This window comes from Wolbachia endosymbiont (group A) of Therophilus tumidulus (assembly GCF_964277345.1).
Classification (GTDB): Bacteria; Pseudomonadota; Alphaproteobacteria; order Rickettsiales; family Anaplasmataceae; genus Wolbachia; species Wolbachia pipientis.
Window position 1 is genome coordinate 1164513 of sequence record NZ_OZ195515.1, and the last position, 24964, is coordinate 1189476.

Below are 24964 nucleotides of genomic sequence, written 5' to 3' on the forward strand. Positions count from 1 at the left end.
GCAAATACAATAGCTTCAGTTTCATGATAAGGGGACTGGCAGAGGGTGTCAAGTAAGTTTTTTCGTTTCTATTGAATGACAGTTGTAACCTACGAAAGAAGTCTGTTGTAATTTGTACGATATCTTTATAAAATGGTTCGCATAAGTTATCTAGCAGTGCAACTAAACAAATACAAAAATCAAAACGTCGCGGTTTTTGGTCTTGGTAAAACTGGTTTATCCGCCATTAACGCTCTAACAAAGAGTGGTGCAAGAATATATGCATGGGATGATCATGAAGAGCAAATAGCAAATGCAAAAATGATGTATAAAAAATGTAATTTTATTCATCCCAAGGAATACAATTGGCATGAGATCAGTGCATTGGTTTTAAGCCCTGGAGTGCCAACAGAGCCACATTGGATAGTAAAACTTGCAAGGAGATTTGATTGCAAAATAAAATCAGACATTGAGCTATTTCTTGAAGCTAAAACTACGAACCAGAAGGTAATAGGCGTCACAGGAACAAATGGTAAATCAACCACTACATCACTAATAGGGCACATATTAAAATCTGCAGGGAAAAAAGTAGCTATTGGTGGAAATTTAGGCGTTCCTGTTTTGGATCTAGAAAGAGATGCAGAAATTTATGTAATCGAACTCTCCTCTTTTCAATTGGAGTTGATGAATGAAATTAACGTGGACATTTCAGCACTGCTCAATATTACACCAGATCACATAGATAGGCATGGAAGTATGGAGAACTACATAGCAACTAAATTAAAACTGATAAACGGTAGTGAGGTTGCCGTAATAGGATGTGACAATGAGATTACTGCTGATATATTCAACAAATTCACTGGAGACAAAATTCCAATCTCAGTAACATATTCCCCGATGTCATTCCAGCGCGTGACGCTGGAATCCAGAAAAGAAAAACCATTGCCAACTACTCAGATGACAGAGGGTGGTGCAAGAGATCTAATATCATTGGCAGGTAACAATTTGCTTGATTATAGTGAACAGATTACTGGTATAGATCGAAATTATCTGGATCCCAGTGTCAGCTACTTGGATGACAAAAGGGGCACTGGGATCCAGAAGATCTCGTTAAAACTAGAGAATCATAGCTTATCAGTAAGCGACGTGAAAATAAACCTAATATCCAACGCAGAAAACATAGCAGCCACATATGCCGTATGTAAGGTACTTGGAGTAGATAGCAACACTATTATCAATGGAATCAAGTCCTTTTCAGGACTGAGGCATAGGAATGAACTGCTTGGCAAAATAAGAAATGTGTTTTTCGTGAACGATAGCAAAGCAACTAATGCAAAATCGAGCGAAAAGGCGATCTTATCTTATGAAAACATAAATTGGATCGCTGGTGGAAGAAGCAAAAAAGGTGGAATAGAATCATTAAGCAAGCATTTTACAAGGGTTAGAAAAGCTTTTCTTATTGGAGAATCAACCGAAGCTTTTGCAAATGTTATGGAGAATAAAGTAGATTATGTTAAATGTTGCAATCTAGAAGATGCATTCAGATTGGCTTTTGAAGAGGCCTTAAATAGCGCAGAAGAAGTAACAATATTACTTTCTCCCGCGTGTGCTTCTTTTGATCAATGGAAAAATTTCGAGGAACGTGGTGAAGCATTTTGTAGAATGTTTGAAAATCTCAGGTACAATCACACATGCTGTTTAGTATGATGTTGCGTGGAACAAAAGTTAATAATAGATAAGCTAATTAGGGTTATTCCATTTGAAGGGATAAGCGATGAAACCCTATTAAAGGTGTGCACTGACCTTAATCTAGCTAATAGCTTTTGCAAATTTCAGAATGGAATATATAGCGCTTTGGAGCACATAGCAGAGGACTTAAATAGCTCAATGGAAGCTGAATTAAGAAATTCTAATTTAGAAGATATGAAAGTGCGAGAGCGAGTAAAGTTAGCTATTCAAATACACCTTTCAAACTATGCTAAGCTACCGAATTATAGAGAACTTTTAAAAAATGTTTTATCATTCTCCGTATCACCAAAAAATACATATTTTTCTAGTAAACTTTTATACAGAACTATTAGTGCGATTTGGTATGGCATTCATGACCAATCAACAGATTTTAACTACTATACAAAAAGAGCAATATTAGCTGGAGTGTACTTAAGTACGATACTTTTTTTTATCAATGATTATTCAGAAGATTTTGTGGATACTTTATCGTTTCTTGATAACCGTATCAACAATGTCATGACATTTCAAAAATTCAAAACTCGCTTAAAAGGAATCATAGAAAATTTCTTATAAGCTATTGATTGTTGGTAGAAAAGTACTTGAGCACGATCCTGAAAAGGTTTGTGAAAATAAAAATATTCATGCTGATCATAAAGAACATTTAGTTTATTGTGAGGATAATAATGGTACAACAAAATACACCAGTTACGAAGAAAAAGAAAATAAATTTATTGAAGAAGCACATGAATATTTAATAGACTCTGAATTTAATAAAAATTTTGATCTAGGGCAGTACAGAATAAGTAATTTCTCCGGAAACTTGACGAAAATAGAACTGGAACTCATCAATGAAAAGTATATGCAAGTTCAAGTTAATAGAGAAAGAAAAATTATTCTCGCTATACCGTAGGTGCGTTCCAAGATTATACTGAAGTTTTTATTGCACTCAAAATCTTCGTTTTTCCTAATCTCTAGAATTATCAATGCATCATCACTTAACCAGCCTGAGTGAGCTAGTCCATTCAACGTTGATTCAACTAGATTGCTATTGTAAGGTGGGTCTATAAAAACTATGTCACATTTTGAAATAGGTTGTGGTAAGCAGTTAGCACTGCAGCAAATTAGCGTAACATTGTCCGTAATTCCAAAATCTTTTGCTGTTTTTTTAGGCAATTGCAAATTGTAATAATCTGAATCTACCATAAATGCATGTTTAGCGCCGCGAGAAAGCGCTTCAAATGAAAAAGAACCACTACCACAGAATAAATCAAGTACATTCAAGTTATAAATAGGTTTTCTTGAGGAAAGCATATTAAATATTGCTTCTCGGACAATACTCATAGTTGGCCGTGCAGCTAAATGCTTACCTGTAGTTATTTTTCTTCCGCGATATTTGCCTGCAATGATGCGTAGCATATTAAATAAGCTCCAAAATAATTAATTATTTATACTATATGATTAATGTCAATATGGCTTTAGCAGTTTAATAGAGAGAAGCTATCGAGTCGCTTGTAAGAAAAACACAAACACAAGACTCATCAGTTATCTTTTTCTGATTTGCCTGCTGCATTAATTGCTTGACCAATCTCATCTTGTAAATCATCATGATCATTTTTTTCATCATGATTTAGCCCTTCAATTCTGCTTTCTAACTCTAACTTAATTATAGTATTGATTTTATCTATATTATCAAGAAAGCCTCTACATTCTTCTTCACTATACTCTTCACCAGATGCTTTTTTTTCAATAAATAGGTTTTTAAATCCTGCTAGATCAGAATTCTGATCGGTATTTAGTACAACATTTCTCTCTATGAAGCTAAGATCTGACAGCAGTAAGCTAACCTCTAACAGATCTTCACTTTTCACGCTTTTAAGGTCTTCAAGACTTTCTAAAATACTAAACACCTTAATCCTTTCTTGTACAATCTCTTTGTCTTCCTTATCAAATTCAGACAATAAACTATGATTATCTACAAATTTCTCACTCAAAGCTTTATTCAATTTAGCAAAATTGACATCCTTGTCAAGTGATGTGTTATCCCGCAACAAGTCTACCCTTGCCCTACGCGCATTTAAAATGTCGTCGTAGTCATTTAACTTTATGTTGCCATCTTTGTCTTGCTGCAATTTATAATAATCAAGGCCTTTGAAATTTTTATTAGTCTTCATCTTCAATCCTCTTCTCATCTCCTTTTGCATCTGGTTTCCTCATTGGTTCCGGTAATTTCCTTTTACTGTCTTCTCGATTTCTTTTTTCCTCTCTTTCAGCACGTTTTTTTATAGCTTCCTGGGTATTCATTTCAAAAAGTGCCTTAACGTACTCTTCTGGATTTTTTGGTTCTTTAAATAAAGGCTTAAGATTATAAACTTCGTCTTTTCGATCTCTTTCTTCTTTTCTTCTAGCTCTTTCAGCACGTTTTTCTACAGCTTCTGGAGTGTTCATTTCAAAAAGTGGTGAGAGGTTGTAAACTTTATCTTGATTTCTTCTGCCTTCTCTTTCAGCACGTTTTTCCATACCTTCAAAAGCAGATCCAAAATCATCAATTTCATCTGAACCTTTTGGTTCCGTGCCTAAATTTCGTGTCACTTCATTTGATTGATCAGGCTTATCTTCTTCTGTTGGCTGATCATGCTGTAGTTGATTAGGCTTGTCTTCTTGTTCTGTGCTTAGTTCTCGTACTACCTTATCTGGCTGACCTCCCCCTCGTAGTCGAAGAGGGTCGCCTTCTTCTAGTGGCTGATCATGGTTATCTCTTACTAGTTCCGTGCCTAACTCTCGTTCTACCTTATTTGATTGATCAGGATTGTCTTTTTCTGGTTCTCTCTTACGGCCGATAGTGTAATCATGAAGCTTCTCTAAGAAATCTCGCCTATATTCTTTTGCTCTATAGAGTAGGTTATGATCATAGCCATGCTTTCCTATAGAGTCAAGACCATGCTCCCAAGTAAACTTCATAGCATCTTCTATTGTATAGCCCAAATGTGATCCTACGTATCCTTTATAATAATCTAAATATTTACCGATCCTTCTGTGTGTAATATCTTCCTTATCAACTCCAAATGCCCTGTAAATTTTTTCCTCGAGCTTATCAACATCATTTTCAGGCGATGTTGCAAACTTCGTTGCTTCAATAGTAGCACCTACAAATTTACGTGGCACATCAATAGCGTATTTCAGCACTCCTCCAACTCTTGGTATCCTACCCAGTAGATTAGCTGTACCTCCGGCTAATCTATCCGGTAAATGAGTAGCCCAATTACCTAAAGATTCTAGTTTTCCACCAATTGCGTCTTGCCAATAATGCTGTTTTAATCCTTCCATTATGCCAACCAAAGGCGATGCTTCATACATTCTAGATATATTGTAAACGCTGAATCCACCACCAGCTATACTTGAGCCCATTTGTTGTACGAACTCGCGTAAGGAGAACATTAAAAATGAAAGCAAGAATAACACAAAGATTTCCCCTGCATTGATTAAATAACCTCTCTGTATGTCTTGCACCCTTTGGTAATCGCTATTTTCTTGATAATTTTTGCAATCCTCACAATCTTTACATTTCTGACAGTATTCACTGTTGGGATCCTTATATAAATCATGAAGTTTCAGTATTCTACAACCTTGTTTTTCTACCGCACTCCGCACTAAAGATCTTATTTCATTAATTATTTCCCTATAACTATTGCATTTATTTATATCTTGACAGTAGCGTTTTATTATTTCACTAACATCACCTATCCTTTTCTCTATATTGTTGATCAGTAATATAATGTCAGCCCTCTCTGATGCATGAGATAAACTATTTGTTAAGCGCACTAGATCTTTTTCACTACAGCCATTACTAACTACCATATCACTTTCTGCAATATAGTGGTCTGCTGGATTATCTTTAGTTCCAGGAATTGGATTAAAGAAAGGATAATCTATATAACGAAACCCTTTTATATGTTCACCATTTTTATCTTTAGGGTAATCTGGTGGAAGCGGGATATATCCAGCACCACCAGTAAATTTTATTGTACCACCTTCTCTGCTTATCTTTTCTATACCTTCTATACTTTTATCTATGTTAAGAGAAGAAGCTTCTCCAAGAGTGTAAGGTACAAAAATTTGCCCTGGGGTCCAACCAAAGTACTGCTTATCAACGATACAAAAACCGCCAAACACCCATTTTGGAGCACATAACTTTACCTCGAACCATTTATTGTAGCATACAGTAAAACCTAGTTGTCTATAAAAGGTGTTCATTATCATTGAAGCCAACAATGACAAGAGAGTAAATATCATAATCGATTGTAAACAAAAACTGATGCAGAATTTTATCCAACCTTCAAATAGACTTTTCAGCGGTGAAAATAAAATAGAAATTAGAAACAGTGGCATGATAGCTATAAGAAAAGCTATACCCATAAAGCCAGAGAGAAATATTATGTAAGCATACAAGCACAACAAGAAGTATAGTACAATCCCTATGAAAATTGCCGGTATCATAAGAAGGCTTGCCCACATTTGGTAATGTAAAAACGCTGCAAACTTTTTCCAAACAGAATAAGCAAAAAATTTATTGAACATGTCCTCCATGAAGCTAAACAACTTAGCTTCATCTCCTTGAGCAATACTTCCGGTGTTCATGTTGGGAGCAAAGTTAGTAATTACACTTATCAATTGTTCAAGACCTTTAACGAATAAAACAAGAAAATGATCATAGAAAAATCTAAAACTTCCAGGAGATATAAGCACTATTACTAGAGTGATTTTCATCATTCTGATGAGCATATCATGCTTAGTTTCTCGTATCATGCCAAAAAGATAAAGAAGCGATGAAATCATTACAAATAGAACAAGCAAGGAAAGAACAAAATTGTGAAAGCTCGTACTTTTTTCAGCTATATTTTCGAACATAGCTTGTGCAACTGCAGGATCATTGCTATTAAAATGTTCTTTGCAATTTTCGTTAATCAATAATACACATTTTAGATAGTTATAAATGTAATCAAAAAACCCAAAACTACTTGGCTGCTGCACTCCACTTAAGAACTCAAAAGAGTAGCCACCTACATTATCTAAGTAATATCTATCTAATATTTTTACATATATTTTCCATCCCTTTTTTAACTTCAACTCATTACAATTTCTGTCCTTTAATTTAGTGTTATCTCTGTCTAAAGTAAAAAATCCATTGTCGCCCTCTGCTGTGGAGTTATAACCTAGATGTACAGTAGGATATTGAGGATCGCGCATTAACTTTAGATTTTCGTTAGGATCATCTTTCCCCGTTTGAAACAAAAGATAAGCACCATGACCATTGGTAAACCAACATGGAGCACCACGTGATACTGTATTTGCGCTATCATCTTCATTAATGCACTTGCAATTTACAGTGCAACTTGTATCAGACTTACTTGAAAATTTTTGTATGCTAGGTTTATAATCATTACAAACTAAGTGAAAATTAGGTAAACTATTATCACTTTGTTTACCTTCAAATTTAGTTGCATATTTTAACTGCTCCAAGCTTTGTAAGGTATAACTGCCTTTTTTAGATTCCTTCTTGTTATTATTACTCCAAGATGTCCATGCACCATTAACTCGCACTTTTAAACTATCTCCATTGGTTTCGAGTCCGGTATCCTCCCACTTCACCACTTGGTTATGGTGAAAACCATAATTAATTTCGCCAGTTTCAGGATCAATAACTTCTCCATCTCCTGGAATAAACGCATCGTGGTCGCTTGAAAAATGAGCGCTTACTGCAATAGGTTTAGGACCAAAATAGTCAGCAGATATACACCTTGGAAAAGGCATATCGTTTTTACTACAACCTGTGATCAGCACATAAGCTGCAAGAAGTAATACCCTAAACCAACATTTGCCTAAACGTGATTGCATATCTAAACTTTTTCCAAATACAGAATAAATTTCTAAAACTTTACTTAAAATATCTTTTTAATTAGTTACTCCATAATATCATTTATATCTTACTCCTCTCCATTTTCTTCCTTGTTTTTAGCTTTAGCACTAGGATCACTTCTTATTGTTTCATCAGAATTTTTTTGCTGATCTGATTGTTTTAATGTTTTAGGTCTATCACTCGTTGTTTTATCAGAACTTCCTTTAGAATCTTCTTTTTTGTCTGGTTGCTTTGGTGTGTTAGGTAATTTAGCCTCAATTTTTCCCCGATCTTCACTCATTTTCTGCTTGATACTCTGTATCATACTTTGGGTCTTATCATCAAGGCCAACGGTTGACAGCATAGCTTGCGATGCGCTCTTAGCAACTGTACCAACACCGCCAGTAACTCCATAACCAGAGCTAAATAGTGTTTGTACCATAGTTTCCGATATAGAAACAAAAGCTTCCATTGCACCGGCAATAATGAGGTATATAAACGCCTGGATTAGGTCTATAGGTAATGCTGCAAAGTGTCCACCAGCCCTTTCTCCGGTACTGAGTGCAACATCAACGCTAGTGCCAGGACTGTATCCAAGAGGCAGTATTGATTTCATCAAGCACAGATCATACGATAAGAAATTTACGCTAATTAAACATTGATAGCATGCAGAAAAATTTGTGAGGTTATATAAAACTGAATACATCAACTGATTTAAAAGAGATAAAAATGAAAATAAAATGACTGGTTCTAATGAAACATGAGCCAACGTTTTTATCCAATTATCAAACAAGGGTTTAGTCTTTTGAAATAGAATAAATACGATAAATAAAGGTGTTAATGACAGTAAAAACGCCACTAGAACAGTAGATATTACATATTTAAACGTAGCGCTAATAATGCATTTTAAGAACATAAAAGTAGCATAGAGTATTGCCAAAAATGCAATAAAGCCAAAAGGACCAGAGAGCATCAACGATAAAAACTTTAGCCAAGTTTCTGTTGTGAATAATACTCCTGCTGTCAAGTCTAAGAATGCAAATTTTCTCCCCCCTTCCCCTATATAGCCAGAAAAGCTATCAACTAAATAAGTGCTACCATCTACAAAAAGTCTGAATAAAGTTGTACCAAAGAGTTCCCAGCTTCTATCGCTAAAGGCAAAAGCTATAAATGCTATCTTGAACATCCTTACAATGAAATCAAATTTACTTAGCTGTATTGTTCCAAGCATATAGCCAATGACAGTAAATATAACGTATAGAGTAAGTAAAGCTCTTACCCCCTGAAGAAGACCTCTTGCATATCCTTTGTATGAATCTTTAACGCTGTCCCCAATTACTTCTTCTTTTATAAATTTAAATACCCCGTTTACATTCGATGAAATAAAATCATTAATTTTTCTTTTGACAAATAAAGTTACACTATACTTATTGTTTTCGTAATATTTGCCATTTTTGTCCGTAATGTCATCTTTCTCTACGTTGCTTACATTGATGCCGAAATATATCTTCTTAGGTTTGCATTCATCTGTTATAGGTTTTTTGTCTTTGCATTCATCTGTTAAAAGACCTCCATCTATTATATAATATACCTTATCCTTTGTTTTATCTAAGTGCTCTACTTTTTTGAAATCATTAGTCTTTGGAGCAGATGGATCCCCTGGCGGGTTATCACCCAAATACACATACAGTTTTTCACCATTGATATATTCACACGATCTAGTCACTTTAACATGGTACCCGCCCCTATTAGCTCCATAGTAACCATAATCTGCTATAGCAAGCATCACACTACTACCATATTTTACATTGTCATTTACTGCATAGTCACTATTTAATTTCAGAGAAAAATCCTCGAAATTGTCACTAATTTGCGAACACACATTATCCTTTCTTGCACCTACTTCATTATCTGGAAGACATTGCATACCTTTATCAGTATCTTGATCACCAAGATCACCAATTTTTGCAACAAGAGCCTCAGCCCAAGATTTATCATCTTCAGTAAAACTACCTGCTTTAACATTCCCTTCCATTTTTTCTAGATAAGAATACATATCACATTTATTTCCTTTATCGTACTTCTTATACCTTATAGAGGAGACACAGTTCCGTTCTCCTGCTCGACCTGAATCATAGCTCCATATACCTTTTCTAGTATAGCATATATTCTGATAGTAACAATTAAGCTCATAAGAACTGTACTTTTTTTTCTCATCCAAACTACAGTTTTTTCCATCACATAACTCATTCAATCCTATTTTAGCTCGGCGTAAATCGAACAGCGAGCCATGTATCCATGGTTCGTTGTTTTTAACATAACCTTTATTAAAATGTACCTTATTATCATATGGAGTGTACCCATTGCCAACTAGCACTTTGCTTTCCTTTGCTTTTGTTTTATCAAGAGGTAAAAATTTTATTTTATTTCTCTTTCCATCCTTGCCCTCACAAAAAAATTCCTCTCCCTCTTGCTTGCTAACATTCAATATTTCACTTGCTGACACTTTTTCACCTCCTTCTTCAGCTCTATAACAATTGTCATCAAAGCTGATACCTTTCCCTCCTGGATTGTCATAATCAATTGTTATTTTTCTGGGAACTAAGCTAAAGCTTAACTTATCACCAGGATTTACTTTAATTCCAGTGTCTACATAACGTCTATTGCTGCCAAATCCTTTACCACCGCACAATTCGTTTTTATTTACGCCTTTTTCATCAACGCCATAATTATTAGGCACATCGTTAATATTTGCAGCTTTACTATAATTTGGTTCTGAGCCATCAGCACAAAAGCTAGCTGGCACAAGTACTTTCCTTGGATTTTTGTCTTCTTTAAAAGGGCAAAAATTTACTGATCCATCGAGGGTGAATTTGATTTCCTCACCCTTACTAATTACTTGACCAGAATCAACCCAATGAATTTTAACTTCTTCACCAGCTTTATGAACTGGAACATCCACGTTAACACTAGTGTTTCTGCTCTGCAACCCAGGTTCGACACAATCCATGTTACAACCAGTGATTGCAAGACACAGTATCAACAATAGTGATCTTTTACTTATCATTGCTGTCTTCCTGGTGGTGGTATCTGAGGCGTTGACCTTTGAGTCCCTTGTGGTATTTGAGGTCTTGACGTACCTGACTGTTGAGAAGCACCTCCTCTTTCTCTTCTTTGAACGCTTTGTTCATCTAACCCTACTGTTCCCATTAAGCTTTGTTGATACTGTCTTCCAGGTTCGCTTGCTACATAAGCACCAAACAACGAGTCAGATATTGTCGAAGAAGCTTCAACTAAAGCTTTCATAGCGTGTCCCAAAATAACAAAAGCCATCATAGCGGTAATATTAGGTGTATATTTGGAAGCATAACCATAAAAAATACAAGGGTTAAAAATCTTTAAGTTAATATTAAGTATACATGTAGAGCAGACCTCAAAATCAAATACTGAATACACAATATAATCCATAACCTGGCTTATCAGTGATATAAAAATTAAAAGCACTACTGGATGAATCGCAAATCTTGCTAAATTTTTAACCCAGTTGTGAAACATCTGCCTAGTATACGCAAATAAAAGACAAATAATAAAAATAGGTGCTAAAGAAAGCAATAACGCAACTATTGCTATAGATGTAATAAAAGAAAATAAGGCATTAAAAATAGATAAGCTCACTGTGATTAAACCCCAAATCACCAAGCAAAAAGATACAATGCCCAAAGGGCCAGAAAATATAAGAGATACTATTAACAATACTGAATGCGATGACAAGAACCTATTGAGCGGCAAATCAAGAAACTCAAAAACATTTGAAGTAGTGCCTCTAAAATTTGCTATTTCTATTAGTTGTTTTGGAGTGTTAATAAATATAGAGAATGCGTTGTTATAAAAAAAGTCCCAGCTATTATCCTGCAATAGCTGGGCGATGATTCCTATCTTTACGCATATAATTAAAAACTCATATATAGAAATATGAGTTAATCCAAAAAAGTAATAAAGAGTATATAAGATTATATATAGTACTAATAGTGATATTATAGTAGATCTAATGGTATTTGTTCTGCTTGATTTTATAAAACTTTCGTAAAGAGACTTTACAGGACTAGTATCAGAGTGAATTGCGTTAGGGTCTTTATAATTAGAGCCGAAAAATGCAGTTTTCACTTTTTCATCAAAGAAATTATATATTGCACTAAAAGTTTTTGTAGGTAGCTCTTTAGTTGTTAGGTTAATACTAAATTGACCTTCATTTTTGTAATCGCAGCCATGGTCTCTTATTCCGTAATATATGGTGCCTGTTTTGTCTTTTAATTTTCCTTTCAAGTTTTCCATGTCATGAACTTTGCTGATATCTACAGATATATCCGCTTGATTTTCACCAGGCTTATGCTCAGGGAATTTATCGGAAACACTTATATACAAGCTATTTTCCAGACTATGGTTCTTCGTTACTCTTATGTTGAACCCGCCTTTGTCATTTGTATTGTAGCAGCTCTTGTCATTTCTGCTACATAGACTAAAAATTAATCTTGGTGTTCGATAGTTATCTCTTATCTTGTGATCACAATTAGTGCATAAACCACCTTCTGGAATGTGTTCAAAATTCTCATTATCCATGTAAGCACGTAATAGTGTAATGTCAGTTTTTACCTGTTTTCCCTTTAATACGTTACTAATAATTTCAGCAACAACAGATTCACCACTAGAATTTAAAGCATTGAATAGCTCAATTTCTATATTATTATATTCAATATACACGCAATCCTCGCCTCTACGACCAGAAGAAAATTTACATATACGTCTACAGAGTGAATTTAAAATGTGCGTATCTATCTTACTTGCACTGCTCTCTGAAAGCTTGCTGCAATCTATATTTTCTCCTTGTTTTATAGAGTTAATAATATTTTCAATTTCCTTTTTTCTTTCATCTTGATCTAACTTCGAAAAATCTGAATCCCAGTACTCTCTTCCTCTCAACCATTGCACATCGCCTATTATATATTTATTAGGACATATCCCATCCTTGCCACCTTGGCATTTCTCTTGATTTAAAACATGTGCAAAATGTTCTGTTTCTTGCTCGCTACACTTTTCGTCGATTTTCAAATACCTGATTTTTGTCTCACTCTCTTTATCTTTACACACTTTACTTCCAATCACACTAAAGCTTATCGTATCGCCTTTTTTAAGTGCAAATGGTAATGCAACGTCATTTCTCCCAGGCCCAATTGCAAAATCTGCATACTGCTTAGGACAAAAATTAACCTTACTAGGCACTATATCAATCTCTGTTACTCTTATTCTATCTGAGATATTAACACCAGAATCAACCCATTTCTGCTCTGTTGACACTATATCTAGTTTTTCACGCAAACCTGATAAATTTTCTGGCTTAATACAGTGATGTTCCCCGCAGCCTGACAGAAAAAAAAACGGTATTATCAGCAAAAATTTTAGCATAAATCCAACTCATTCAGTGCTTTTGTTAACACTCTCGGAGCTACTAGAACCAGAACCTCGAGATTTACTCTTGTCTCCACCACTCAACTTCTTAGCAGCAGCACCAGCAACTCCAGCAACACCCCCAGCAGCAGCTTTGGCAGCAGATAAAGCTTTGCCCACCATTTGTCCAGGTGTCTGACCTGAGCCAAGTGCTGCTCTATGGTTACCAGCAAGTTCAGCAGCCATGCCAGGAAGAATGTTTAAAAAGTGGTAAAAGAGGAATAATACTAAACACAATTTTAATAATTCTCCGATGAGAGAGCTGCCAAATTCCATGTATGTAAAATCAAATAGACCAAGTATGCTGCTCTTTTTAAAGCTATAATTTTGCATCATACATGCAAGAGTAGTTTCATTGTTATCACATTCCCCATCTCTCAATTTAAACCACTGTTTTTTCTTACTAGCTGAGGGTTTTGCTTGGTTATTTTCATATGACTTATCCGGTTCAAAATTTAAATTTTTATAATAGATTTTATCACATGCTATAAACATAAAAGACAAAAACGCAAAAAGGATAACCGGGTATAAGCTATAGGTGATCAATTCTCTTACCCAGCCGTCAAAATATCCTTTGGTGTGTTGGAATAAAACCATAGGGATGAACAAAGGTGATAAAATGATGATTACACTCAAAGCAACTAGAGATAAAATAAATACATAGCACAGCCACAAAATAACCATCATCAGCAAAATGGCCATAAATATAGCAACAAGAGCTATTAAAATCTGTCCACCAGCAAAAATAATACCGATTACCGAACCTGCAACTAATAAGACAGGAGCAGCACCAAGCAAGACTGCTAACGTTGCAACACCTCCAGTACCAATTTTGCCACCAATTCCATCTAAAGGGGCACCTAAATAAAATAAAATTCTACAATCAAGCCTATCCCAAGGTGCAAGATAACTGTAAGATACCCTCTTTCCTGCACGAGTATATTCATAATCTGTACCTGCTTTATAATTACATATGCCTTTACTTTCAGATGATGCTTTTAGCACTATCTCTGACAAACCATTTGAGAGACGAGTTAATTCTCCATAATAATGAGACATGGTACTGCCTGTTGTGAAGTAAATCACTAAAGCGAATTTTATGATCAACATATACATTTCTTGAGGCCTCTGAACTCCACCAGACATGGCTTTTATAGAGAACAGTATTAAAGCTAAAACTAAAACAGCAGTTACAGTGTTTTTCAGCCTTTTCTGTGCTACAGATATAAAACTCTCACCATTTGGTGCACCTTTACCTGCAACTAAATTATCTAACGATTCCTTAATGCATTGCACTATCATAGAAGTTACGGGAATAGGAGCTAATGATTTACTCCCTGCCTGGTTATAACAAGCTTCAGAAACATACGAGCTAAAACAGCCAGCATTATCATAACCTACAAAAATTTTCCCCCCTTGTCCGTTGAGTCTTTTTTCTTTAGATCTGATAATAGTTTTATAGTCATCATTATTACCAATAGGAACTTTTTCCTCTCCTGTACCATCTTTATTTTTGAATATCATCACAGATTTTTCACACATAGGAGCAAGTGGGTCAGGTGGCAATTCCGTGCACCCCATATCAACCCCTTGCGGCCAAGGAGTCATTTCGATACCAAGCATGCTAACACTGGCTAACTCCACACATAATCTGCCCGTTTTTCTCACTGCTTTGAATGTAGCTCCATGTATGGGTTCGCTCTGTCCTGCTTTGAGAACTCTACATTCCAGACCACCATCAACCTTCGAGGACCATGACCCATCTACGTATCCAGTGTCTTTCTCCCTGACATCAAAGTCTATGTATCCAGGTTTTCCTCTGGAATTAAAGTCTACCTTATTAAAAAGATTACCAAAAGTTAAAGGGTTTCGATGACATACTTCTATATATTCACTGTATTGCACACCATTTTTTGGCCAGTAATAACTCTCTGTACTCTCCTGAACGTTAGAATTTAAGGCTTCTTTTTCTGCTCTTTTCCCGTCATAATCTTTTTTGTTCACGTCTTCCCGAGCTTTATTTTGCAAACAAGAAAAATATTCCTCTTCTGTTTGGTAATTTTCATTGGTGCAGCCACTATAACCTGTGTCTTCTAATTTAAAATTTTTGTATTTTCCATCATGATCACGTGCAACTGGGTGTTTAACAAAACTATGTTCACAAACAACAAGCCCTCCTATCGCTTTCCAGACTCCAACAATTGCAGCTATCATTCCAACAATAACAAGAGCGGTAAACAAACCAGCAGAAGAAACGATCAAAACAATGCCAGTAAATATTGCGCCAACAGCAATCGCTATTCCAGCAAGTGCTGCAGCTGTTTTAAACGCTCCACAATCAGGATTAGAGGCACGACTAAAACTGCCAGTGGAATTAAATCTGCTAACAAATTCTGTCTTGTCAGTACCACTTACTCCATCTGCAAGCACTGGATATGAGAGTAAAAAGTCTATATTTAGTAAAAATATCGCAATTAATAGCAATGACAGCTTAGTCTTAAACATTTTTTACCTTCTGATAAAATATAGGCAACCATACTTTTGGGTTGTCCCCAACTTCATTTAATATATCGTGTAACAATAGAACACTTTCTGCACGTCCGGATAATACGTTGATTATATCATCCAGGCCTTTTAAGTCTATTCTAGCTACTACAGCATTGACTCCTTGTTTCACCAAAAAGAATCTAGTACTCGGATCTGTGTGCTTAATTAATATATATTCACGTTCAGTTAACATAAAAACATCCCGATAGACACTAGTAGCTTTCAGATTTGGTAAAAAAATCTGTGTCGCTGTTTGTTGTACAAGCGTATCGCTAATAGTACTTTTACTTGCATCCTCAACACTCTGAGTAGCAAAAATCACAAAAGCATTTAGTTTTCTCAGTACCTTCAACCAGTCTTTTATCTTGGGTGCAAAAACTGGATTATCTATTAACGCCCATGCCTCATCAAGAACGATAATAGATGGAGTGCCATCAAGAGATATACTAATCCTATGAAATAAATAAATCAAGACCGGTCCAAGAGCAACAGGATCTTTGAGCAAGCTAGCCATCTCAAAACCAAATACTCTTGCTCGTGAAAAATCTAGCAAATCTTCTTTATTGTCAAATATTGCAGCATGAGAACCATTATCATGCCACATAGATATTGCCCCAGCTAGAGTATCAGGACCTGCAAGCCCTAAAAACGGTACGAGGTTTCTCAAGAATCTGTCTTCTTTTCTTAATTTAAAATTTCCTTCAATTGCATCATTAATTCGTGCAATATCTTCTGAAGTAAATTTATCATTATATACCGAAATTAAAGACTTTATCCACTCCATTAAAAATGTTCTATTATCAGAGGTATCATCAAGTTGTAAAGGATTAAAATTTGTTTTAGTTCTTGGTTCTATTACAGTATAGATACCACTAAGTGCTCTTAAGAAAATCTCTGCACCGCGATCTTTATCAAAAAAGAATATCCTTGGAGAAAACTTCATCGCTTGGGCACACAGGAAATTCATTAAAACAGTTTTACCAGCACCAGTTGGGCCAATTATCATAGTGTGTCCAACATCCCTTATATGAAAGTTGAAAAAAAATGGAGTACCAGATGTCGTGTCAAAAACTGTAACGGCATCTCCCCAGTGGTTATTGAATTTATTACCAGTAGGATAATTATGTTGAGATGCAAATCCAGCCAAATTAAGACTACTTATTGTAGCTTTTCTCACTATATAATCGAAATTACCAGGAATTTGCGCCCAAAATGCTGGTTCAAGGTTAACTCTCTCACGTATAGGGTAAACACCGCAATTAGAAAGCTCTGATTCTACCAACGACAGAGCGTTATCCAATGATTTAGGACTTTTTTCTATACATAAAATAGTCAGGTGATGTTGACCAAACGCAATCTTACCACTCATTGCGTCATCAAGCGCTTGAGAAATTTCTGCTATTTGAGAAATAGCTTTATCTGCAGACTGTATCATTCGATTTTGCTGTATCTGCATTTTTCCAATCGCCATTTGCCTGTTTATAAATTGAAAAGATTGCGTAATTATAAACTCGTAAGGAAGTTGTAAAAACGAATCAAGCATTCCTGCAGAAGTATGATTTCCATATTCTTTGATACTAATTATTCCAGCATATTTACTCTCATTATGAGTCACAACCTGTATCATCTTACGGCCAAAGAATAACCTATGTACTGGTAAGTATCTTGATATTTCAGTTCTTAGCGGAAAAAGCGTATTTGTAACGAAGCCACAATTTACGATTCTAGATAGAAACTCCATTATTTCGCAGAACAAACCATCTGGAGTTTCTTTTACTCCAAGAATTTTAGGCGAATAATTTCTAAGGCTTGTCACTACACGATTTGTCGTTTCCTCTAAATCTTCATACGTGGCACGTATATCACTTTCCCAAGCATGTTTTGAAGTTACATGTCCGAATTTTTTTAGTAGATGTGACAAAAATTCTACTCCTTTTGTGTCCGCTCTACGGATAATCGTAATGTATAGGTCATTAATAAATGATTGCCTTGTTGCGTGTTTTTCTCTCCATTTTAGATTTACGTGATTAGCGAAAAAATTCGGCAAACCTTGACTTGCAAATTCATCAGAAAAAATATTTTTCTTACGTCTGATAGTATGAAAATACAAACTAAATGCCGGAGATGAAATGCTTCTTAGCATCTGATTCCTGATGTTGTTCTGTATGACTAAATCCTCGTCATCGGCAGTTTCAAATGCAAAACCACTTAATTTTATAACCTTAACCAACCAATTTTCTTTTGTCATCAAGGTTGTGCTATTCCAATAGCAAGAATAAGGAATAAATTCAGCAGCGTGAACTTCCCTGTTCAGAGTAGATTTATTCTTTGATTGAATAGCCCTAAACCTCAGCATCACACAACGTTAAGCAATATCATAAGAATTGGCTCCATGGTAAAAACGATTTAAACATTTCGAGCACTTTCCCAATTTTACCATAAATAATTCAATAAACAACGGTTCTTTTGCAGAAGCTATATAACCAAGTCCATGTATACCTGGTAACATTAAGAGAATCACTCTTAAATCATTTGAATTAATGAAAATTAGCATGCAAATCAGGACGTTTAATATTGCAAACATATAACTCACACCAAAGAGCATTGCAGGTCTTGTAAGACCTTTAAATAATTGATCTGTTTGTATACTACCTGTGGACATATCTTTAACCTTCTAATAATAGCTCTAACACTAATACTATATCATTATATTAAAAATCCATTGAAACTAGTAGCACTTTAAGTTAAGATACATTATTTAATCCCGATAATGACAAATTGGCCATTTCAAGAAGCAGAAAAAATATTGCAAGAGTTTCCTAATAAAAAAGAAATAATATTTGAAACTGGTTATGGACCCTCTGGTTTACCCCACATAGGAACCTTTGGAGAGGTTTTCCGCACTACAGTTATTGTAAATGCATTAAAAAAAATAGCTCCTGGTATAAAAACCAAAATCATTGCAGTTTCAGATGATATGGATGGTTTGCGAAAAATACCAGATAATGTGCCAAATCAAGAGATGCTAAGAGAGCACTTAAATAAACCATTGACTATGATACCTGATCCATTTGGCACTCATCAGAGTTATGGTCATCATATGAATTCATTGTTGTGTAAATTTCTTGATATGTTTGAATTTGAATACGAGTTCAGGAGTGCAACAGAGTGTTATAAATCTGGCGTTTACGATGAAAAACTTTTACTCTTACTGAAAAATTATGATAAAGTGATGGACGTAATGCTTCCATCATTTTGGGAAGAAAGACAGCAGACTTATAGTCCATTCTTGCCAATATGCCCAAAAACTTCTCAAGTTTTACAAGTTCCAGTAATTGAAACAAATACAGAGAAAGGAACAATCACATATGAAGACCCAAACGGGGAAAAAATAGAAGTTCCAGTGACAAAAGGAAAATGTAAACTGCAATGGAAACCTGATTGGGGAATGAGGTGGGCCGCATTTGGAGTAAATTACGAAGCTCACGGAAAAGATTTAACTCCATCTGCTGTGCTTTCAAGTCAAATATGTGAAATACTTGGAGAAAAGCCACCACTTCTGTTTTGCTACGAGCTTTTTCTTGATAAAGAAGGAAAGAAAATATCAAAATCAAAAGGAAATGGCATTTCAATTGAAGAGTGGCTAACTTACGCACCAACAGAGAGCTTAGCATTGTACATTTTTCAGAGTCCTAAAAAAGCTAAACGTTTATATTTTGATGTGATACCAAAATCAACTGATGAATATTTAGAATTTGTAAAGCGTTATCATGAGAACAAAGAAAAGGATATAAATAATCCTGCTTGGCACATTCACCAGGGCAATGTTCCCAGTATAGAAACTTCAGGCATAAATTTCTCACTACTTTTAAACCTAGCAGCAGCTTGTAATGCTGAAAACAAAGAGATCCTATGGGGTTTTATATCCTCTTATGCACCAAACGTTACACCAGAAAATAATAAAATGCTTGATAGACTTTCAGACTTTGCAGTAAAGTATTATCACGATTTTATCAAGCCAACAAAATCATATAAAACTCCAAATGAAAAAGAAAAAGCAGCGTTACTAGATTTGAAGGACACTTTACATTCTCTATCTACAACTGCTACTGCTGAAGAAATTCAATCTCAGGTATTTTCTATTGGAAAAAAATATGATTACACCAACTTACGTGACTGGTTTCAGCTATTATATGAAACGTTACTTGGCCAAAAAACCGGTCCAAGAATGGGATCTTTCATAAAGCTTTACGGAATAGGTAATACGATTTCTCTCATAGAAAGCGCTACTAAATGTATACTTTAGAGTTTACCTCCTTTCATTTGAGCTCTTTAGTTTTAATAAGAATTCCTTGACAAACTCCGCTAGCCCCCTTATCATGAAACTGAAGCTATTGTATTTGCTTTCGCCAATCTGCAGATTAAAAGGTAAGGATTACTTAATGTATCGGCGTCTTATGTTCAATTTTTTGCAGTATATAGATACTGTATGTCTTTACAAAACTTCATCTACATCTAGATTTTTATCTAAATAAGCTGAACGCGCTTATAAAGCGTTACAAGACATCAAAAAATGCCAATACTCGACAGAGATAGTAAAAGACTAGCTAACTCGGGGATTCTTTGTCTTTTTTTCTGCTTAGTAAATTTCTTAAACGTTTGCAGCGTAAGTTAGTTGCAATTAAAAGCAGCTGAATTTCGCTTGTCAAGCGTTTAAAACATAAAAAACGCCAATATTTTAAAGCGGATAATAACCACGGGGCTTCTTTTGCCTTTTTTTTCATTTGGTAAATTTCTTAATGTTTGTGGCTGAACGACAACCGTCATCCCGCTACTTGTTAGCGGGATCTCTTGTTAGCGGCTGAGATACCGCGAATGAATCGCGGTATGACGGTTCGCGGCGGCATGACGATAAGGTTTATACCTTGTCATCCCAGTGCTTGACACTGGGATCCAGCTTTCTTTATAAATTCACCAAAAGTGCTTCATTCTATAACGCAAAACCCATACTCACCAAATCCAATGCATTACTTGCAATTAAGTTTCCTGGATCCCAGTGTCTGGGCACTGGGATGACACCATCATAAAGGAATCAGTGTCAGCTACTTTCATGACACCATTCTTTTTCCTGGATCCAAGTAGTCGAGCTACTTGGATGACAGCTAGCCTGACAACCGTCATCCCGCTACCTGTTAGCGGGATCTATGCTAAGAGATACCGCGAATGAATCGCGGTATGACGGTTTGCAACGGTATGACGGTTCGCGGCGGCATAGTAATTCGTCATCCCGCTGCTTGTTAGCGGGATCTCTTGTTAGCGGCTAAGAGATACCGCGAATGAATCGCGGTATGACGGTGTAGACGATGGTTAAGTATCCCGCTGCTTGTTAGCGCCGCGGCGGTATGACGGTTCGTGGTGGTATGACGTAGAGTGCTTAGAAGCTGTTATTTTGCTATAAATGGCTGTAATGGCATCATCTATTTTATTGCTATCACAGCCTGTTTGTGCAAGTTCAGCATTCCCACCACAGTTCTTTTTAACTGCTATGGATATTAGTTCTTTTGCGCTAATCTTATTGATTAAGTCTTTACTTACTTTAATAATCAAGACTGTTTTATCTTTTTCTGTTGCCGTAAAAGCTATTACCGTTTTTGGTTTTTGTTGCTGCAAAACAAACTCTCTTATTACATTTGCTGGAATATCAGTGAAAGTGTGGCTTATAAAATTTATTCCATTTATTTCGGTGCTTTTTATATTCTCTGCACTCACAAGCTTTTTATATAGGTTTTTTATTTTGGTTTCGGATTTTTTGTGTTCTTGACTTAAAATACTTAATCTGCTTGTTATTTCACTCACTGGCGCTTTTACGAATTCTGCAACTTTTTTTAAGTTAATTTCATTATCACGTACATAATTGATTGCTTCCTGACCAGTTAAAGCTTCAATTCTCCTCACTCCAAAAGCAACAGAACTCTCTGTTACTATCTTAAATAAACCGATTTCTCCAGTATGTTCAACGTGCGTGCCACCACACAGTTCCCTTGAATCTCCAATCTTCACTACTCTTACTTGATCGCTATATTTTTCGCCGAATAACGCCATAGCTCCTTCGTCTATTGCCTGATTCATGCTTTGAATTTTTGTAGATGCGGAAAGATTTTCTCTGATTAGAGAGTTTACCATATCCTCTACCCAAAACAACTGATCTTGAGTCATTTGAGTGTTATGGCTGAAGTCGAATCTCAGTCTATCTGGTGCAACTAGGGAACCTTTTTGAGTGACATGATCACCTAGAATTTTTCTGAGTGTAAAGTGCAGAAGATGTGTAGCTGAATGATTTCTTCTTAAGGTTTGCCTTCTTTCCTTGTCAATGCTTGCTGCAACTGTGTTACCTTTACAAATTGAACCGAACTTAACTATGCATCTGTGCAAATATAGGTCATTAACCTTATTGGTATTCTCGACTATAATAATACTTCTATCAGATTTGATCAGACTGCCAGTATCTCCCACTTGTCCACCTGACTCGCCATAAAAAGGTGTTTTATCAAGTATAATGGTTATCTTCTCTCCTTCCTTTGCAGAATCAATTATTTCATTTTTAGAGGAAACTATAGCTAGTATTTTCGCATCACTTACTTCATTGAACTCATAACCAACAAACTCTGTTTTGCCAAATTTATCGATCAAATCAAACCATACTTGCTCAACAGATTTTTCACCAGATCCAGCCCATTTAGCACGTGCTCTCTCTTTTTGTTCTCCCATTGCATCATCAAAACCCTTCTGGTCAAAATTTATTTTTTTCTCTTTTAAAATATCAAGTGTAATATCCAAAGGAAATCCGTAGGTGTCATATAGCTTAAACGCTGATTCTCCAGGCAAAGTATCGCCCGATTTTAAATCTGTAGTGAATTTCTCCAGGAGATTGATACCTTTCATCAAAGTGTCTTTAAAGTTTTCTTCCTCTGATTTTAACGTCGTTTCTATTAAGCTTTTAGCTCTGACTAATTCAGCTCCCATATAAGCCGAACTCGTGCTATCTATCAACACTGGAAAAATACGATGGAGTAGGGAATCATTATATCCAAGCAGATGGACATAACGCGCGGCTCTCCTAATTAATCTGCGTAATACGTAATTCCTGCCTTCATTTCCAGGGAGCACCCCCTCTGCAATTAGAAATGCGGCTGCACGAAGATGATCTGCAATGATCTTATGGGCTATTTTATTTTCCGTATTTCCACAGTACTCCTGTGATTTACTTATCAAAGCAGAAAATAGATCAATATCATAGTTATCATGGACGTTTTGCATAACAGCCGCTATTCTTTCAAGGCCCATTCCAGTATCGATGCATTTTTTTGGCAATTTGTGTAAATTACCTTCTTCATCTTTGTTAAACTCCATGAATACCAGATTCCAGATTTCAACAATTCTATCGCCCTCTTGTAAATTAGGACTCCCATGGTCATAAAAAATTTCAGAACATGGACCGCACGGACCAGTGCTTCCCATACTCCAAAAGTTATCATCCGTTGTAATTCTTATGATTTTATCACTTGAAAAGCCACTTATCTTACGCCAAATCTCGTACGCCTCATCATCAGTATGATAGACGGTTATGGATAGTCTGTTTTTATCAAGAGATAACTCCTTAGTGATAAATTCCCACGCAAATTCTATCGCAGTTTCCTTAAAGTAATCACCGAAGCTAAAATTTCCGAGCATTTCAAAAAATGTGTGATGCCGAGTTGTATAGCCAACATTTTCAAGATCGTTGTGTTTACCGCCTGCTCTTAGGCACTTTTGACTTGAAACAGCACGCTTCATTTCAGTTTTTTGAGCACCAGTAAAAATATTTTTAAACTGCACCATACCAGCATTTGTGAACATGAGCGTTGGGTCATGTTCTGGAATCAAAGGAGAAGAAGAAACCTGCTCGTGGTCATTACTTACAAAAAATTTTATAAATCTTTCTCTGATTTCGTTTAGCTTCATCGTTTTTACTGAGGTTATCTATAAATAATAAGTTGTAATGGAAATAAAATCAATACCACTCTCTAGATCTCAGAACTTCTAGTGACATGCACCTTGTGGTAAGAAAAAATCAATATATTCACGATAAATTTACCTCATATCTGTGTTTTATATGTGGAAATTGGAATGGAAATTTATGTAGGCAAAGAAAAAAGAATAGCAAATGTGGTGACTCAACACTGGAATGACATAAAAGGATCAGACAGAGATTGGCCAGAAAGGCATGAAATAGACACTGCAGAAATAATGGAATCATGGCAGCATTGTTTTGTCATTGAAGTCAAGGATCAAGGTTATATTTGTGAAAATGCAGGAGAAAAGGCTGTTGAATTCTATGGTTTTGAGAAAAAGACGCGCATTGATAATAAGTATGCAATTGATGCACCATTTTTGCGACTATATAAAATAGATGCAGTTATTGATAAACTTGATACTGTAATAGAGAGTAAATGCCCGATCAATGAAGAGGAAGAAAGTGAAAGTGTTAAAATGAGGCAAGTATTGTTGCCACTTGGGAATAAAGAAGGTATAACACACATATTGGGCGTAATTACTTTTAAACTCCTTTAATATACAATTTTAATTTGATTCTTTAATAAAATTATTTATACTAATGCTTAATTACTATTAAAGAACTCAATAGTAGTGCTTGTAAATTTATTTGGAATATGAAGAAAATAAAATTAAAAACCAAATCTTCTGTGAAAAAGCGCTTTCACCTTACAGCTAAGGGTAAAGTTATTTCTACTCAGTCAGGCAAAAGGCATGGCATGGTAAAGAGAAGTAAATCTAATATTCGTAATCAGCGCGGTACAACGATTCTTGGTAAATCTGACTCGCGTATAGTTAAGCTTCATATGCCTTACGGTATTTAACAAAATGGAGGTAAAATAAAATGGCTCGGGTAAAACGTGGAGTCACTACTCACGCTCGTCATAAAAAAATATTGAAACTGGCAAAGGGTTATAGAGGACGTGCAAAAAGCTGTTATAGAATTGCATTACAAAGAGTTGAAAAAGCACTGCAATATGCTTACAGAGACAGAAGAACCCGTAAACGTGATTTCCGTAGCTTATGGATAATACGTATTAATGCAGCAGCAAGAGAGCATGGGCTTACTTATGGTAGGTTTATGCATGGTCTTACACTTGCCGGCATTGATTTAAATAGAAAAATTCTTGCTGAGATGGCAGTTAATTATAAGGATGATTTTGCCAAATTAGTAGAAACTGTAAGTGGTAAATTAGCGGAGAATTCTTAAAGCAAAAACAC

Annotated in this window: 17 protein-coding genes; 7 read left to right on the forward strand and 10 right to left on the reverse strand. The window is 35.6% G+C overall.

Going from position 1 to position 24964, the window contains the following annotated elements; genetic code table 11:
* Positions 1 to 132: 132 nt before the first annotated feature.
* The 3 genes from ACICQD_RS06165 to ACICQD_RS06175 are packed head-to-tail and all read left to right on the forward strand — an operon-like array spanning position 133 to position 2620.
* Positions 133 to 1686, forward strand: a complete 1554-nt coding sequence (locus ACICQD_RS06165) for a Mur ligase family protein (protein ID WP_007549232.1) — start codon at positions 133 to 135, stop codon at positions 1684 to 1686.
* Positions 1687 to 1692: 6 nt separating this feature from the next.
* Positions 1693 to 2283, forward strand: a complete 591-nt coding sequence (locus ACICQD_RS06170; RefSeq protein ID WP_264373704.1) for a COQ9 family protein — start codon at positions 1693 to 1695, stop codon at positions 2281 to 2283.
* Between the two features lie 4 nt (positions 2284 to 2287).
* Positions 2288 to 2620: a hypothetical protein gene (locus ACICQD_RS06175; protein WP_213863055.1), complete on the forward strand. Its 333-nt coding sequence runs from the start codon at positions 2288 to 2290 to the stop codon at positions 2618 to 2620.
* On the opposite strand, the gene rsmD is transcribed toward ACICQD_RS06175, so the two are convergent.
* The 8 genes from rsmD to ACICQD_RS06215 all read right to left on the reverse strand — a co-directional run bounded on the left by rsmD (position 2578) and on the right by ACICQD_RS06215 (position 18314).
* Complete coding sequence (gene rsmD / locus ACICQD_RS06180) at positions 2578 to 3126, reverse strand: 16S rRNA (guanine(966)-N(2))-methyltransferase RsmD (protein ID WP_006280837.1); 549 nt, start codon at positions 3124 to 3126, stop codon at positions 2578 to 2580. The genes ACICQD_RS06175 and rsmD overlap by 43 nt on opposite strands.
* 122 nt (positions 3127 to 3248) lie before the next feature.
* A complete protein-coding gene (locus ACICQD_RS06185) occupies positions 3249 to 3881 on the reverse strand; it encodes a hypothetical protein (RefSeq protein WP_010082417.1) in 633 nt (210 codons plus the stop codon).
* Positions 3871 to 7602: a type IV secretion system protein gene (locus ACICQD_RS06190; RefSeq protein ID WP_395461761.1), complete on the reverse strand. Its 3732-nt coding sequence runs from the start codon at positions 7600 to 7602 to the stop codon at positions 3871 to 3873. The genes ACICQD_RS06185 and ACICQD_RS06190 overlap by 11 nt, the downstream gene beginning before the upstream one ends.
* 89 nt (positions 7603 to 7691) lie before the next feature.
* Complete coding sequence (locus ACICQD_RS06195) at positions 7692 to 10670, reverse strand: type IV secretion system protein (RefSeq protein WP_395461762.1); 2979 nt, start codon at positions 10668 to 10670, stop codon at positions 7692 to 7694.
* Entirely contained in the window at positions 10667 to 13063 is a 2397-nt protein-coding gene (locus ACICQD_RS06200) for a type IV secretion system protein (RefSeq protein WP_395461763.1), read from the reverse strand. Before ACICQD_RS06200 ends, ACICQD_RS06195 begins: the two co-directional genes overlap by 4 nt.
* 9 nt (positions 13064 to 13072) lie before the next feature.
* Positions 13073 to 15610: a type IV secretion system protein gene (locus tag ACICQD_RS06205; protein WP_264373754.1), complete on the reverse strand. Its 2538-nt coding sequence runs from the start codon at positions 15608 to 15610 to the stop codon at positions 13073 to 13075.
* The gene (locus ACICQD_RS06210; protein ID WP_010962886.1) at positions 15603 to 18008 is read right to left on the reverse strand and encodes a VirB4 family type IV secretion/conjugal transfer ATPase; all 2406 of its coding nucleotides are present in this window, start codon (positions 18006 to 18008) and stop codon (positions 15603 to 15605) included. Before ACICQD_RS06210 ends, ACICQD_RS06205 begins: the two co-directional genes overlap by 8 nt.
* 9 nt (positions 18009 to 18017) lie before the next feature.
* Positions 18018 to 18314: a type IV secretion system protein VirB3 gene (locus ACICQD_RS06215; protein WP_007548615.1), complete on the reverse strand. Its 297-nt coding sequence runs from the start codon at positions 18312 to 18314 to the stop codon at positions 18018 to 18020.
* A gap of 108 nt (positions 18315 to 18422) precedes the next feature.
* On the opposite strand from ACICQD_RS06215, the gene ACICQD_RS06220 reads away from it, so the two are divergent.
* Positions 18423 to 19958, forward strand: a complete 1536-nt coding sequence (locus ACICQD_RS06220; protein ID WP_395461764.1) for a lysine--tRNA ligase — start codon at positions 18423 to 18425, stop codon at positions 19956 to 19958.
* Positions 19959 to 20689: 731 nt separating this feature from the next.
* Here the strand turns inward: ACICQD_RS06220 and ACICQD_RS06230 are convergent.
* Both ACICQD_RS06230 and alaS read right to left on the reverse strand, forming a co-directional pair.
* Entirely contained in the window at positions 20690 to 20833 is a 144-nt protein-coding gene (locus ACICQD_RS06230) for a hypothetical protein (protein WP_153801319.1), read from the reverse strand.
* A gap of 186 nt (positions 20834 to 21019) precedes the next feature.
* Positions 21020 to 23653: an alanine--tRNA ligase gene (gene alaS / locus ACICQD_RS06235; protein ID WP_395461765.1), complete on the reverse strand. Its 2634-nt coding sequence runs from the start codon at positions 23651 to 23653 to the stop codon at positions 21020 to 21022.
* 165 nt (positions 23654 to 23818) lie between these two features.
* Between alaS and ACICQD_RS06240 the strand changes: the two genes are divergently transcribed.
* The 3 genes from ACICQD_RS06240 to rplT all read left to right on the forward strand — a co-directional run bounded on the left by ACICQD_RS06240 (position 23819) and on the right by rplT (position 24953).
* A complete protein-coding gene (locus tag ACICQD_RS06240; RefSeq protein ID WP_010962890.1) occupies positions 23819 to 24262 on the forward strand; it encodes a PAS domain-containing protein in 444 nt (147 codons plus the stop codon).
* A 98-nt stretch (positions 24263 to 24360) separates the two neighbouring features.
* Positions 24361 to 24567, forward strand: coding sequence for a 50S ribosomal protein L35 (rpmI, locus tag ACICQD_RS06245; RefSeq protein WP_007548610.1), 207 nt, complete (start codon positions 24361 to 24363; stop codon positions 24565 to 24567).
* Between the two features lie 20 nt (positions 24568 to 24587).
* The gene (gene rplT, locus ACICQD_RS06250) at positions 24588 to 24953 is read left to right on the forward strand and encodes a 50S ribosomal protein L20 (RefSeq protein ID WP_006279340.1); all 366 of its coding nucleotides are present in this window, start codon (positions 24588 to 24590) and stop codon (positions 24951 to 24953) included.
* Positions 24954 to 24964: the final 11 nt, after the last annotated feature.

What these genes read in the sequence shown, in the direction of transcription:
- ACICQD_RS06165 (WP_007549232.1), top strand. Translation starts at nt 133, where the DNA reads ATGGTTCGCATAAGTTATCTAGCAGTGCAACTAAACAAATACAAAAAT.
- rsmD (WP_006280837.1), bottom strand. Translation starts at nt 3,126, where the DNA reads ATGCTACGCATCATTGCAGGCAAATATCGCGGAAGAAAAATAACTACA.
- ACICQD_RS06185 (WP_010082417.1), bottom strand. Translation starts at nt 3,881, where the DNA reads ATGAAGACTAATAAAAATTTCAAAGGCCTTGATTATTATAAATTGCAG.
- ACICQD_RS06190 (WP_395461761.1), bottom strand. Translation starts at nt 7,602, where the DNA reads ATGCAATCACGTTTAGGCAAATGTTGGTTTAGGGTATTACTTCTTGCA.
- ACICQD_RS06195 (WP_395461762.1), bottom strand. Translation starts at nt 10,670, where the DNA reads ATGATAAGTAAAAGATCACTATTGTTGATACTGTGTCTTGCAATCACT.
- ACICQD_RS06200 (WP_395461763.1), bottom strand. Translation starts at nt 13,063, where the DNA reads ATGCTAAAATTTTTGCTGATAATACCGTTTTTTTTTCTGTCAGGCTGC.
- ACICQD_RS06205 (WP_264373754.1), bottom strand. Translation starts at nt 15,610, where the DNA reads ATGTTTAAGACTAAGCTGTCATTGCTATTAATTGCGATATTTTTACTA.
- ACICQD_RS06210 (WP_010962886.1), bottom strand. Translation starts at nt 18,008, where the DNA reads ATGCTGAGGTTTAGGGCTATTCAATCAAAGAATAAATCTACTCTGAAC.
- ACICQD_RS06215 (WP_007548615.1), bottom strand. Translation starts at nt 18,314, where the DNA reads ATGTCCACAGGTAGTATACAAACAGATCAATTATTTAAAGGTCTTACA.
- ACICQD_RS06220 (WP_395461764.1), top strand. Translation starts at nt 18,423, where the DNA reads ATGACAAATTGGCCATTTCAAGAAGCAGAAAAAATATTGCAAGAGTTT.
- ACICQD_RS06230 (WP_153801319.1), bottom strand. Translation starts at nt 20,833, where the DNA reads ATGACGGTTGTCAGGCTAGCTGTCATCCAAGTAGCTCGACTACTTGGA.
- alaS (WP_395461765.1), bottom strand. Translation starts at nt 23,653, where the DNA reads ATGAAGCTAAACGAAATCAGAGAAAGATTTATAAAATTTTTTGTAAGT.
- ACICQD_RS06240 (WP_010962890.1), top strand. Translation starts at nt 23,819, where the DNA reads ATGGAAATTTATGTAGGCAAAGAAAAAAGAATAGCAAATGTGGTGACT.
- rpmI (WP_007548610.1), top strand. Translation starts at nt 24,361, where the DNA reads ATGAAGAAAATAAAATTAAAAACCAAATCTTCTGTGAAAAAGCGCTTT.
- rplT (WP_006279340.1), top strand. Translation starts at nt 24,588, where the DNA reads ATGGCTCGGGTAAAACGTGGAGTCACTACTCACGCTCGTCATAAAAAA.